The organism is Brevibacillus humidisoli, assembly GCF_020923435.1.
Lineage (GTDB): Bacteria > Bacillota > Bacilli > Brevibacillales > Brevibacillaceae > Brevibacillus_E > Brevibacillus_E humidisoli.
Genome location: NZ_CP087263.1, coordinates 2,397,103 through 2,410,272 on the forward strand (window position 1 = coordinate 2,397,103; position 13,170 = coordinate 2,410,272).

Consider the following 13,170-nt stretch of genomic DNA (forward strand, 5'->3'; position numbering starts at 1 on the left):
ATAGGGGTTTGCAAAAAAATGTGTCAGCAGCCGATCTGGCGGGCAATCACCATCCGCAGGACTTCTGAGGTACCTTCACCGATTTCCAGGAGACGGGCGTCACGGAACAGACGCTCTACCTGATACTCACGCATATACCCGTATCCTCCGTGGATCTGGATCGCCTGGTGGGTAGCGGCCATGGCGATTTCCGAGGCGTATAGCTTGGCCATTGCCGCCTCTTTGGAAAAGGGACGTCCCTGGTCCTTCAGCCAAGCTGCCTTGTACACCATGTTGCGAGCCATTTCAATCTGCATCGCCATGTCAGCCAGCTTAAACTGAATCGCCTGGAACTTGGAGATCGACTGGCCAAACGCTTTGCGCTGATTGGCGTACTGTAGCGCCCGATCGAAAGCCGCCTGTGCAATGCCCACTGCCATCGCTCCGATGCCGATCCGACCGCCATCCAATGTTATCAGGAACTGTTTAAACCCTTCTCCCCGCTTCCCCAACAGATCATCATCAGCCACCCGGACGTTGTCAATGACCAATTCTGTGGTATTGGAACTGTTTAACCCCAGCTTCTCGTAATTGTCGATCACCGCAAACCCGGGAGCATCAGTCGGGACGATAAAGGCGGTGATACCGTGCGAACCTTTTTCCTTGTCCGTCACGGCAGTCAGCGCCAAAAATTTAGCGTAACTGGCATTGGTGATAAAACATTTAGAACCGTTCAGCACCCATGAGTCGCCGTCCTTCACCGCTGTCGTTTGCGTGCCGCCTGCGTCAGATCCGGCATTGGGTTCGGTCAGACCGAATGCACCGAGACTCTCACCAGAGCAGATACGGGTCAAGTATTTCTGCTTCTGCGCTTCGCTCCCAAACAGATGAAGCGGGGCGCCACCGAGTGAGATGTGCGCCGAATAGGTGATACCTGTTGACGCACAGGCACGGCTCAACTCCTCGACAACGATGGCAAAGCTGATCGTATCCGCTCCTGCTCCGCCGTATTCTTCCGGAAAGGGCAGACCCAACAGGTTTAATTCAGCCATCTGATCAAATAATTCGACAGGAAACTTCTTTGTTTTGTCCCGTTCATCTGCTCCCGGCGCAACCACTTCATCAGCAAACTCACGTATCATCTTCTTGATCATCTGCTGCTCTTGTGTAAAATCAAGATTCACTCTTCCTCACCCTACTTTCCTTATGTGTATGAAAGCGCTTCCTATATGATTTTTTAAAAAACAAACGTTCCACAACTGATTGAGCGTTTGTTCAGATTATGGTACTACCATTATACATCATGCCGACTTGTCTTGAACATGTTTTTTCGTATACGCTGCCCCCTGGCACCCTTTTTTCTATAGCCCGGATAACCAGTGCAACCCTCTGGGGTGAGCGATCCTCGCCATGGAGCTTTCTATCCACCCTATTTGGGTATTTTTGCAAACTCGTTTCACGCGTATAATAAGAATCAGATACCGGATGATTGGAGGGAAAACATGATACACGGACTTTTTGAAACGCACATCCATGTACGTGATTTACAGAGATCTTCCTATTTCTATGAGCATGTTCTAGGTCTGCAAGAGGGATATGTTGACGAAGCACGACGAGTCCGATTTTACTGGATTGGTCCCCGTGGACAAGCGATGTTAGGGCTTTGGGAGAAAGAGCCATCGGCAATCGTCAAACAGCATTTTGCGTTTCAATCATCCACGGATGACATGAAAAAAGCCGTTCACTTCTTAAAGACAAGAGGGCTGCCAGTTTGGAATTTTTTGGACGACGGGACAGAGCGTCCCTTTGTGTTTGCCTGGATGCCGGCCGTCTCCATCTATTTTTCCGATCCCGATGGACACTCACTTGAGTTTATTTCCATGCTGCCAGACGAGCCGCGACCCGATTTAGGCGTGGTTCCATGGGAACAATGGGAAGCTATGCATGGAAGGGCATTTTGACACCAGCATCAAAACGCTGCCTGTAGGTGATATTGTCTTCCTGTGATCCCTTGCATGGTCCTGTTGTTTAAGAAACGGGACTATCCACGTTCTTTGGCCGACTTTGGAAATGATGAAGCAGACGTCGATACAGATACACGCTCGCCAGCCCCATGAACACATAGAGCACCGCCATACACCACGGTGGTAAAAATGCCCCGATTGTAAGGCCAAGTGAGCCCATGATCATCGCGGCGCGTATATTCAACTTATTGACTGCAGCGTATTTGCTTCTTCCGTCATCGGGAACGATGTCGGCAAACATAGCCTGAAAAACAGGGACATAGAGCAATTCTCCCAAAGTGAAAACCAATGTAGCGCCCATCAGTATCCATACATCGTTGCTGACGACCAGAACGGTATAACCTCCAACGAACAGCAACGATCCCAGATAGAAGCTGATCCGGTCAGATAAGGCTTTGCCAATCTTGGTGAAAACGGACGCAAGTACAACCACTAGGATAGTGTTCTCTACCCTTACCATTCCAAACATCTCAACCCCGTCAATCTCGCCGATAAGCGGGAGAGGTTGCATTTCAAACTGGTGGGCTAACCGCACTCCTATGTAATTTCCCAACTGCATTTCAATGCCGAGCAAGAATGCTCCGCCAAAAAAATATTTGATAAAGAGACGATCCTTAAAGACGCTCGAATAGCTGTGAAATATCTTGACCAAGGAGACTCGCTCGGCATCAACAGAGGGTGGAATCACATCGGTAACATACTTTTGGATGATGGCGTATGAGAGCAAGGATGAGAGCGAGATAACCAACAGCAGTTCAAAAAAGTGTGTGTTGTAAAAAAACGAGCCGATCAGCGTACCAATACCGAGCGAAAAGTTTGTCACCCAGTAAGATATCGTATAGATGTATTTCCTCGTCTCCTGCGTGCTTGCGTCAATTATTAACGCCTCATTTGCCGGAGTGGATATACTGATCAGAACGATATTGATCAAAAAAAGAAAGAACGAGAGGAGCGGAAGTTCAAACCAGGGCGAATTAACCAGTGCCAAAAGAAGCAGCGATCCAAAGCGATACCGTTCGGAAACAGCCAGTACTTTTTTTCTTCCTTTTACGTCTGCGTAATATCCGCCAAAAAAACTGGATAGCAACCCAGCGATCACTGTTATCAACATCAAAAACCCGGCGATACTTGGTCCAAAGTGCTCAGCGAAGTAAATCACCATGAAAGGAAAAACCATCGATTGGCTTAACCTTTGAAAAAAGCTCACAATCAACCTTGTTTTAACGTTCGGATGCAAGTCCTTAAATCGCATCAGCCTATCCTCCGCTCATCGACGAAGTACCCCCCCACATTACTTCATTCAGTAGAGGAGGTACTTTTCTGTTCGCCAATTGGTAGGGATAACCCAGCCAACATCATGCTCGATAAAGGTTTTGCTGGCTGTTGTCCATCCCGTCTTTCTTTGTTGGTACCTTATGCCTGCTCCTCAAAGGTGACCCGAATCATCGACATGGCCGTGTCGATCTGCTCTATGGCTTCTTCGTATGACTTTGCAAGCACAATCATGTACCCGTATCGGCTGGCCGAATCCCTGATCTCTGGAACCACGTCTCCGGGACGCAGTGTACATTCTATATGCACCACATACGGCAACTCCTGCACTGCATCTATCCCTTCGATGTTTTGAATGGTTCCAGGCTTCCATTGAAAGTACTTGATCATGGCCACCCCGTTCATTGTGGATGCAGGCGGATGGATGCCTTTTATACCCTTGAAAATGGCTGATTCCAACTCTATACCGGTTGACAAATGAACTAATTTGGGAATTCTGTCACCACCTAACCTGGCCTGGGACTCTACGATTTTCGGCCCTTCAGGGGTCAGGATCAATTCGGTATGAGCAGGACCAAACCGGTAATCAGCAGCTGTAAGGAACCGGACAACCATCTCACGGATTTGGGCTTGCTGCTCCATCGGCAGTTGTGATGGGTGTATATGCCCTACTTCCACAAATAAGGGAGGGGGCGTCTTTATTTTGTCAGTGATCCCGATGACATGGTGCTGCCCTTCAACAGTAACTGTCTCTACACTAACCTCTGGTCCGTGGAGGTACTCTTCCATTAGAAAAGGACCTTCATGTTGATATGTCTCCATCAATTCCATCCACCGCCGGACGTCTTCCTGATGATGACAGAGGCACACTCCCCTGCTGCCGGACAACTGAGTAGGCTTCAGAACCAGTGGAAAACCGAATTCCTCGCCCATTTGCGGAACAGCTTGCAGTTTCTCTACAAGCTGGAATCTGACTGTGGAGATACCATGTGCCTGCAGCAGTGTACGCATCCTGTATTTGTCATTTAGAACGCTGATTGCCTGCGAGGAATTAATCGCACAACCGTACTTCTCGGCAATCGCGTACGTCTGCAGCATGTTTTCTTCCAGACCGAGATGATAAATATAGTCTAGCGGTTCCCTGGTATGAATGCTTTCAATCATTGACTCAAGCCTGTCGAAGTTATTGACGTCAAAGACGTAAAGTTCATCTGCCAATTTGGCAATCTCAGGGAGGAAAATATTCCCTTTTGTGCGTTTATCCCACAAAGCTATGAAATAAAACCCTTCTTCTTTTGCTTTGCGAACAAAACGCAGCCATGGCGTCACCATTAATAATTTTTTTTGTTTCACTGGATTCACCTATCGTCAAGGATTGATGTTTCACACTTTTGTTCCGAGTCTGTTGCCTCATCATCAGATCCAACAATGCGAGCGACGGTATAGTATTTTTTCAGATTGGACAGCATGTCTTTCACGTGACGTTTATCGGTAAACATATAGATCTCATCGCACATGTCAATAAGCTCCGCAGTTACCTGATCTCTCTCGACGATTGCGACCAGCACACCATCTTTCTGATAATCTGGCGGGATCTCTCCCATTACAATGGTACAGGTAGTCAAGTTGGATTCTCCTTTACCCCAAATTATTGTGCAAAAAGAAGCATCATACTGACCCGCCCCCCCGCTTCCCTGGTTTTTGAGCCAGCGCAGCAAGGTAATATCGATTTCGTTCTTTGACAAGGACTTTATTGACTTGAAGGCAGACAAACCCGTTTTCTTGCAGCAGGGATTGAATCTCTACCGGTGTAAAGTAGCGCCTGTACTTCCCGCTCGGCATAACCTCAAAGCGTCCGATTGTTTCATGATCATTCGCTGCATAAAGACCAAGCGTCAGATAACCACCATCGGTCAGCAGTTGATAGATCTTTTTGAGATACGGTCCATACTCCGCAGGATGCTGGTGATGGAAGCAGCCATTGTCGAGAATAGCCGTGAAAGCTGCTGGGTTGTTCCAGTCAAGAAAAGGCGAGTGAACAAAGGTGGCAGAATCGGAATACAGACGCTCATACTTTTCCCAATCCCTGTGCCGATACAAATCAATGCCCGTAAAACGGATTCCCTGTGCGAGAAAGAGCTCAGCATGCCTGCCATTTCCCGTCCCTATATCCAGGACATGTTGGGGGGAGTCCGGACTGAGGCGGCTTAACAACAGTTGCGCGATATCCGTTAGTCCCTGATCCAATGACCATAAGTCTTTCCCGGTTTGATAACTGTTTGTAAAACTGTCGAGGAGAATCTGTTTGTACGAATCGTGATCATCCATAAGCTGCCTCCCACTCTTCCGGAGAACCGGCATCCGGAAAGACGGTTACGACGACAGCGTTTGATCCTAACAGTTCCGCGACACGGCGAGCTGCCAGTAGATTTGCTGCAGCTGATGTGCCAATCTTTACCCCAGTCTCTTCGTAAAATCTCCTCATCTCCACAAGCGTGTCCTGAAAGCTGTACGTCCAATGCCGGGTTACTTTTTGCTCTTTCCGTTCGACAAAAAGCTGTTTTCTCCCACACCCCAGCCCTCCGGAACCCGCATATTTGCGCAAACCGTTTGGAGGTTGTTCGCTGCCATAAGGAAGTTCCGCAGGCGTGACAGCGTGAAGCTCCATGTCTGGAAACTTGGAGGACAACGTCTCATAGACACCCATCAGGGTTCCTCCAGTTCCGATCGAAGCTACCCAGGCATCGATTTTTCCATCTACCTGCTCTAAGATTTCCTTGCCTGTTTCGTTCTTGTGGATGTGAAAGTTGGCTTCATTGCGATGCTGGTAGAGAAACGTATAGGAAGGATCTGAATCGCTTAATTGGAATGTGGTTTCCATCACGCCCCAGAACCCCTTCTGTTTGTCGACAAGCTTCACGTTTGCTCCAAGTGATTGCAGACTCGCAAGCAGACTTTTATTTGCCCCGTTACTTAGCACCAGCGTCAGCTTGATCTGCAGCAAGTGGCAGATGGTAGCAAGAGATAGGCCAAGGTTACCTCCACTGTACTCGAGAATATGTAAACGCTCCTGCTCCTCCTCAGCCACCCCTTTTAGAACCTCTGCCATCATGGCGTATGCCGTTCGATCTTTGACTGAACCGGTTGGATTATGCCACTCACATTTTGCCAATATTTTTCCGGCTCCAGGCGTCGATGGAACCTCCATAATGGGGGTGTTGCCCAGTTTGCCGGCAAAATCCCCTAACCGCCTTTCCTCTACTTTTGGGAGGAACGTCATAGTGCCCACCCCTTTTTGTTCACTATTTTTTCGGGCAATTTTATATCGCGCAAAAAAACATCCGCTTTCGTTGCCAGGTAAAAATGATTGTATTCACTTACTTCCCCCATCAACGGCTCCACTCCTGAGACGAATACTCCACCATCAGACAAAAACTGGACTTTGTCTGGATTATTGCTTAGCAGAATGATCGGCTTGTTGCGCAACCACTTCAGCACCAGCACCGCTTCATGGTAGCTTCGTTGGTCTATCGCCAATCCCAGCGCTTTGTTTGCCTCCGCTGTGTCTAGCCCCTCTTCCTGTAGGGCATAGGTTAATGCTTTGCTAAACAAGCCGATGCCTCTTCCTTCATGATCAGCGAGATAAAACAGGCCTCCCGCTCCAAATGCAACAATCCTTTTAAGCGCCTCCCGGAATTGACTTCCACAGTCGCAACGCTGACTGCCAAAAATATCGCCTGTATGGCAAATACTGTGCAGTCGGATTTTTGCTTCCTCTGCACCGGAAAAATCACCGTACGTCAGCAAAGAACTGTATTGCAGGCGCGACAAGTCTTGCTCAGGCAATGCGTCCAAAAACTCCTCGATATTCTCGGGCAAGTTTTCGGCTTTAAGCCATGTAAACCATTGAAACACATGCGTTTGGTCATCGATTTTGATCGGCATCTGATTGGGACCGAACAGGTAGACAATCTCTCCATCGCCATCCTTTATCACCTGCCAACGGGACAACAGCACGTTATACAGACTGCTTTTGGTCAACATAGCTTTGGTTACCCCAATACCTGAACTCGTTGCTGCATCTCTTTATCCGCTCTCACGATTGTCAGATCATGTGGAACGACAAAATAGATCCCTCCATCGTAAGATACGGCCACTATCTGATCATTCATCCGAGTAATGCTGCTAATCCCGTTGCGTGCCACTCTGTACCGCAATACATCCCCTGTGGACAAATCTACCCGCATCAGATGTCCCCAGTAATCCCCGACGATAACCGTCTGTTCATCGTAAAAACAAACTGATTTTAGAGAACGCCTGCCAAGGCTATAGGAGTGGACCAGTTTTCCGGTAAAAAATTCGTACACCTTTACGGTAAAATCCCTTGATACGCTGGACAACAACGTCCCGGAAGGATCAAGATCTACATCATTGATAATCGCCGTATGTCCGAGATATTGGTGGATAACCTGCCCATCAAATGTCCATGAAGTTAATTCTCCTGCCGCAGAGCAACTTACTCCTTGCGGTTTCGTCGGGTGCAGGCGCAATGCCTTGACCGCCCCTTCATGTACGCGGATGTGTCCAAGTATAGATCCTGTTGAACTTACTCTGACGATCGCGCCACTGTAACATCCAACAAAAGATTCCCCTTCGTGGCCGGGATGTTCAGAAATGCGAATCGTATTGATTGGCCCTTCTCCCAACAGTACTTCCTTTTCGTCTTGCAGCTTGTTATTTGCCATATGGAATAGATGAACCCGCTGATTATGAGCTCCCCCTACAACCAGACTGTACTTTTTGTTCATGGCCACGCCATTCATCAGAAACCTGCCAGAGACCGGTTCAACCAGCTCGGAGGGCCCAGATTCTTGATTCATCGTTTTCAGCCTGATATAACCGTCGTCGCTTACCAACGCGAGGTCTCCATCAGCCGTAGCGGCCACGTCATTGAAGCATGGGTTGCCTTTTACGTCACCAATGTCGCCAATCTCCCGTAAAAACTTGCCTGTTACGGCGTCCCACACCAACACCGTTCCGTCAAACGTGCCAGCCAGGATGACGTCTCCCTCAGTAGACCACGTCAAAGAACGTTCCCACTTGACCGGATGATTCTCTAAGCGCAGTTTGCATGTGAAGTGGTTGGCATCCCAAATCAGCAACTGTTGATCGTAAGCCGCAGACAATATGTCCCCCGTAGCCGGAGAAACGGCAACTTTCTTGATTCCGGAGCTGTGTGCGTGGATTTCACGCATCAATGCACCCGTGGCAATGTCAAAAACCCGCACATATCCATCATCACAACCGAGGATAACGCGGTTGTGACGCACATCTATCGCACAAGTATCTGTCTCTACTTGAAATGGCCCCCACATATTGAGTAATTGTCCTGTGTTCAGATCCCAGACCCGCAGGGTTTTATCATCACCGGAGGAATAAATTTTTCCCTCATGGTATGCTAGGGAAAGCACGTCCTTCTCATGACCTTCAACGACACGAAGAATCGCTCCCGTCGTCAAATCCCAAACCAGTATTCGTTGGTCCCGTGAGGCGGATACTCCCATTTTCTCGTTTACGAAAATGAAATCTTCCACATCATCACTGTGCCCGTGCAGTACTCTCTCCAGCCTGCGGGTTGCCAGATTCCAGATTTTAATCGTGTAATCAGAGGAGCAGGAAGCAGCTTTTGTCCCCTCCTGATTGACGATAATGCGGTTTGCCAGATGATCATGATAACCTAGCAATTGCACGTCACCGCTTTTCACGTTAAAGATTGCGACTGCGCCATCGTAAGCTGAGGTTACCACATCATCGGTTTGTCCAATCTGCGCTACACATGTTACCGGACCTCTGTGTCTGTTAAACGTATCGTTGATTTTCTCTTCCATTACGTTCATATTACACGCCTCCATGTCTTACAGATTGTATTCAATGAGCAATCTCATCTGTTGAATAATCTCCCGCGTCTTCTCCCGAATCTGAGCTCCGCTATCACACTCGACCACAACGTACCCGAGTCGATCAAAATTTGAACGCAATGGGGGTAAAAGTGCTCCATCCTCTTTCCACCAAGCCGCATCTGCCACGGATGGTGATGAAATCACCTGTTCCCACCCTTTGGTTGCCGTCAGTTTCCCTACACACGGTGGTGTAAAATGGAATGAATAAGCATAGCGGCCTTTATGCGGAATCAAACGGACAGGTTTTCCCAGGTGAAGATCGAGGGTCGCCTCAATCATGTCAATCCCTGTCGCCAATTCGATCAGCTTGGGAATCAATCCACCTGCCAGACGTGGGTTGACCTCAATCACAACAGGACCACTACTTGTGGCGATCATTTCAATATGACAAATCCCAAAGTGAATATCGAGGGCCTCAATGGCTTGGATGGCTGTGGCTCTAATCAATTCGGATTGTGGATGATCAGAGGGAAACAAGGAGCCGATTTCTACGAAGTAAGGATAGCCGGTAACATCCCTCTCGGTGATGCCAATCACGTCTGTATGGCCGCTGTGCGTCATGGTTTCGACACTGATAAGCGTTCCATAAACAAACTCTTCAACAAGAAATCCCCTCTCCCGTCTTACGGAACGTCCATACTCAGTTACGGATTTCAGCTCATCAAAGTACTGTTTCATTTCGTGATCATTGTGGATACAACGGACGTAAAGACTTCCTGTCCCGTCCCTTGGCTTTACCACGACAGGGTAACCAATGGCGTGGCCTATACGCAGAGACTCTTCCAAGTCGGATACATACTGATATCTAGGAACAGCAATGCCCTGTTCCTGCAAAAGCATTCTGGATTTCCACTTATCCCTTGCGTTTCTCGCCACTTGGGGAGGCAAGCCTTGCAATCCAAAACGAGCAGCCATTTGTGCAGCAACGGCAACATGCAGTTCATTAAAGGTCATGATGGAGTCAAGTTGATCACCCCCCAACCACTTCCGTATCTCTGCTTCTGCCTGATCCATGTCATCGTACGAAGGCAATTCGATTATTTTATCGATACTTTGAAGAACTGGCTGCAGCTGGTTCCGTCTGTGGTAATAATCCAAGTCTGTTGTAGCAAAGGTAATGCGGTGACCGCGTTCTTTTGCTCTCCTGATCCCCTCAAAACCGATAGGGTTGCTCTCAATGAACATTATGTGTGCCAAAGATTTTCCCTCGCTTAGGATTTCTTTGTGACAATCTTGAGCTCTTGTCCCATTTTCTTTGCCGAAGCAATCGCCTGCTCCGCTGTACTGCCGACACAAATGAGGTGCCCCAATCGATCGGAGGAGCTCTTCCATACGCTAACCGTGTCGCCTGCCTTGCATCGGATGGATAGATCGTATACGGAAGGGTCTTCCCGCACCCGCTCCAGCCCAACAACTTTTTCAACAATTCCTGGAGCGGCATCAATAAAAAAGATTGCGGCTCCTCCCATGCCCTTTTTCGGAACGTACTCCTGATCAAACAATTTCCTCGCTGTCAAATGGAAAATATCGACCCCTAATGCGCCTTCGATCATGTGATAGATCCGACCGCCTGGTCTGATCTGCGATTCTATGATTTTGACCCCCTGATCTGTTACGATTACTTCCGTATGGGCCGGTCCAAACGTGAGGTTGATGCAGTCCAGCAACTCTTTGACTGAACGCATAATCATTTTTTGCAGTTCCGGCGGGGCCAAACTTGGCAAAGAGTGAAATGTGCCTACAAAATGCGGCGGACCGGTATTGGCCTTGTCCGTAATGGCAAGGATCTCGTGTTCACCTTTATACGTAAAGGACTCTACACTAAATTCTGTTCCCACAGAATATGCCTCAGCTAGAACGGATTCTTGACCGTTGCTGCTGCTGTACAAATAAGCCTGTTCCATCTCGTCCGGCGAGTTTACAAATACGACACCTTTGCTGCCGAATCCGGTCAAGGGCTTCAACACGAAGGGGAAACCGACGCTGTCAAAAAAATCCCTTACGTCCTCCTCCCCTGTGCAAAGAGAATAGGGGACGTTAAGATGGGGAATTGATTCCAACGCTTTTCGCATAAGGTACTTGTTGCACGTTTTATGCACAGGCCCTTGCTCCAAGCCGGGAATATTGAGGTGAGCGGCTATTGCTGCTGCAGGCAGAAGCCCCTCCTCCGAAAAGGCAAGCACACCATCAAACGGATCAACTTGATGCAAAGCGTGTGCCTTCTTGACCAACCCATCGAGGTTTGTAAAATCGTGAATCAATACTTGATCCGCCAGCTTGAGGCTTTCCACTCCGAAGCGCAATTCCTCTGCACAGCTAATAAGCGTAATCCGATAGTGAGAAGAGTATCTCTTTTGAGCATTCAGAAAACTCCCCACCAACAAGATGTGTTTAATCTTTTGTCACCTCCTCATACGTCTTCTGCCAGGCGGAATCCCATAACATAGATGTCTCGCGGAAATCTGCCGTGCCTTCGCTTACAGCGGGCAAGGTCTCGAAAGCGTGTGAAGCTTCCCCCTCTCGCTACACGGTACGTACCTAGTGAATGGGACAAATCATCTTCAATCCTTTTGCCGCTAGGGTATGGGCGATAGAGATCGGCTACATATTCCTCTACGTTTCCAGCCATATCAGCCACCCCAAATCTTGAATAGCCTTTTGGGAAGATACCAACAGGTGTAGTGCCGAGAATTCCACTCTCAATCGTATTGGCATGATCGTCCAAAAACTGATCGCCCCATGGGAACTCCAATCGCTCCGCTCCGGCTGCTGCATACTCCCATTCGTATTCAGACGGCAAGCGGAATGATCGGCCCGTCTTCTCAGAAAGCCATGCTGCGTAGGCATCGGCACTTTCTGCCGAAACAGTATGTACGGGGTGATTGGCCAACTCGAAGGGATAGCGGCCAAATCTCCATGAACTAGGTATTTCGGCTGCCGTATTCTCTTTTAAGAATGCCAGGCACTCCAGATTTGTCACTGGATACTTGGCTATTTTGAATGTGCGGATTTCCACCTCAAAGGCCGGTGTTTCCTTTTCAATCCATTCAGGGATAATCCCCGTCTCCTCAAACAATCTGACAATCTGATCTACCTTCTCCGGCTCTAGACCCAGTCTGGTTATGCAACCGGGTATCACTATCATCTCAGGGTTAAAAATGTTTATTCTGGGATCCCCCAATAGAGAGAGAATAGCTCCAGCCGTATAACGCTCTGCGAATGGGGCGTCGTTGCTTTCCGCGATGCTAACCAACTCGTCCCTGCTGCTTTTTCTTAAAACATCAAAGCTCGGTTGAATACCCTCTAATCTGCCCGAAGTGTAGTATTCAGGCAGTCCCATCGCTCCACGGTCACTTAAACTGTTCAACTGACCTTTGAAACGAGCAAGCGATCCCTGGTAAGTCATTATTTACCCCCTCCCCTTTTAAACAGGCTCTCCTATTCGTTATCCATGGCCTCCTAACAATCCCTTACAGATACCGCTTTGCGATGGCGTTGGTCAATCAACGTCATACACCCGTATCCAAAAACTGATTTTTTGTCGTTCAGATGCTAATTTAAGATTATCCAAATATTTCTTTTTATGTCAATATTTATTATAAAAGCATTTCTGGCGTTCGTGTCGCTATTTGTCGGAAATTTTCAACTTTTTTGCTTATGTGTGACAAACCTTCTCCTTGGACAACACCATTACAGGTCTAGATTTGCTTATAAATCGTGCTGAGTGAGAGGCGATCAACGGGAAGTAAAGGGATTTCAATCAAAATAGGAAAAATATTTCGTCAGTTATGAAGGAGGACGACGATCTGTCGTATTGTTTTAAAGCTTGATGATATGAAACCTTGAGGAGATGGAACCTAGACAATACCAGCTCGCCTTTGAGGGATAAATGCTGAACGTTGCGTCCTAGTATTGCCTCGCTTAGATTCTTCGTT

The 13,170-nt window shown here is 48.1% G+C and carries 12 protein-coding genes; 1 reads left to right on the top strand and 11 read right to left on the bottom strand.

Going from position 1 to position 13,170, the window contains the following annotated elements:
- Positions 1 to 23: 23 nt before the first annotated feature.
- Positions 24 to 1,163: an acyl-CoA dehydrogenase gene (locus tag LOK74_RS11930; RefSeq protein WP_230046817.1), complete on the bottom strand. Its 1,140-nt coding sequence runs from the start codon at positions 1,161 to 1,163 to the stop codon at positions 24 to 26.
- A gap of 318 nt (positions 1,164 to 1,481) precedes the next feature.
- On the opposite strand from LOK74_RS11930, the gene LOK74_RS11935 reads away from it, so the two are divergent.
- Positions 1,482 to 1,940, top strand: a complete 459-nt coding sequence (locus LOK74_RS11935) for a VOC family protein (RefSeq protein WP_230046818.1) — start codon at positions 1,482 to 1,484, stop codon at positions 1,938 to 1,940.
- Between the two features lie 67 nt (positions 1,941 to 2,007).
- On the opposite strand, the gene LOK74_RS11940 is transcribed toward LOK74_RS11935, so the two are convergent.
- The 10 genes from LOK74_RS11940 to LOK74_RS11985 all read right to left on the bottom strand — a co-directional run bounded on the left by LOK74_RS11940 (position 2,008) and on the right by LOK74_RS11985 (position 12,641).
- Entirely contained in the window at positions 2,008 to 3,180 is a 1,173-nt protein-coding gene (locus LOK74_RS11940; protein ID WP_230046819.1) for an MFS transporter, read from the bottom strand.
- Between the two features lie 236 nt (positions 3,181 to 3,416).
- Complete coding sequence (locus LOK74_RS11945) at positions 3,417 to 4,628, bottom strand: ATP-grasp domain-containing protein (protein ID WP_230046820.1); 1,212 nt, start codon at positions 4,626 to 4,628, stop codon at positions 3,417 to 3,419.
- Positions 4,629 to 4,633: 5 nt separating this feature from the next.
- On the bottom strand, positions 4,634 to 4,900 hold the full coding sequence (locus tag LOK74_RS11950; RefSeq protein WP_230046821.1) for a hypothetical protein: 267 nt from the start codon (positions 4,898 to 4,900) through the stop codon (positions 4,634 to 4,636).
- Positions 4,901 to 4,943: 43 nt separating this feature from the next.
- Positions 4,944 to 5,603: an SAM-dependent methyltransferase gene (locus tag LOK74_RS11955; protein WP_230046822.1), complete on the bottom strand. Its 660-nt coding sequence runs from the start codon at positions 5,601 to 5,603 to the stop codon at positions 4,944 to 4,946.
- Positions 5,596 to 6,555 carry a pyridoxal-phosphate dependent enzyme gene (locus LOK74_RS11960; protein WP_230046823.1) on the bottom strand — a complete coding sequence of 320 codons (960 nt, stop codon included), beginning with the start codon at positions 6,553 to 6,555 and terminating at the stop codon, positions 5,596 to 5,598. The genes LOK74_RS11955 and LOK74_RS11960 overlap by 8 nt, the downstream gene beginning before the upstream one ends.
- A complete protein-coding gene (locus LOK74_RS11965) occupies positions 6,552 to 7,319 on the bottom strand; it encodes a GTP cyclohydrolase II (RefSeq protein ID WP_230046824.1) in 768 nt (255 codons plus the stop codon). The genes LOK74_RS11960 and LOK74_RS11965 overlap by 4 nt, the downstream gene beginning before the upstream one ends.
- An 8-nt stretch (positions 7,320 to 7,327) precedes the next feature.
- A complete protein-coding gene (locus LOK74_RS11970; RefSeq protein ID WP_230046825.1) occupies positions 7,328 to 9,172 on the bottom strand; it encodes a WD40 repeat domain-containing protein in 1,845 nt (614 codons plus the stop codon).
- 18 nt (positions 9,173 to 9,190) lie between these two features.
- A complete protein-coding gene (locus LOK74_RS11975) occupies positions 9,191 to 10,531 on the bottom strand; it encodes an ATP-grasp domain-containing protein (protein WP_230046826.1) in 1,341 nt (446 codons plus the stop codon).
- Positions 10,447 to 11,526 (bottom strand): ATP-grasp domain-containing protein, encoded by a 1,080-nt coding sequence (locus tag LOK74_RS11980; protein WP_230046827.1) that lies wholly within the window; start codon positions 11,524 to 11,526, stop codon positions 10,447 to 10,449. Before LOK74_RS11980 ends, LOK74_RS11975 begins: the two co-directional genes overlap by 85 nt.
- A gap of 119 nt (positions 11,527 to 11,645) precedes the next feature.
- On the bottom strand, positions 11,646 to 12,641 hold the full coding sequence (locus LOK74_RS11985) for a formylglycine-generating enzyme family protein (RefSeq protein ID WP_230046828.1): 996 nt from the start codon (positions 12,639 to 12,641) through the stop codon (positions 11,646 to 11,648).
- Between the last annotated feature and the right edge of the window lie 529 nt (positions 12,642 to 13,170).

Excerpts from the sequence above, each read along its gene's own strand:
- LOK74_RS11935 (WP_230046818.1), top strand. The coding sequence starts at position 1,482 with ATGATACACGGACTTTTTGAAACGCACATCCATGTACGTGATTTACAG.
- LOK74_RS11940 (WP_230046819.1), bottom strand. The coding sequence starts at position 3,180 with ATGGTTTTTCCTTTCATGGTGATTTACTTCGCTGAGCACTTTGGACCA.
- LOK74_RS11955 (WP_230046822.1), bottom strand. The coding sequence starts at position 5,603 with ATGGATGATCACGATTCGTACAAACAGATTCTCCTCGACAGTTTTACA.
- LOK74_RS11960 (WP_230046823.1), bottom strand. The coding sequence starts at position 6,555 with ATGACGTTCCTCCCAAAAGTAGAGGAAAGGCGGTTAGGGGATTTTGCC.
- LOK74_RS11965 (WP_230046824.1), bottom strand. The coding sequence starts at position 7,319 with ATGTTGACCAAAAGCAGTCTGTATAACGTGCTGTTGTCCCGTTGGCAG.
- LOK74_RS11970 (WP_230046825.1), bottom strand. The coding sequence starts at position 9,172 with ATGAACGTAATGGAAGAGAAAATCAACGATACGTTTAACAGACACAGA.
- LOK74_RS11985 (WP_230046828.1), bottom strand. The coding sequence starts at position 12,641 with ATGACTTACCAGGGATCGCTTGCTCGTTTCAAAGGTCAGTTGAACAGT.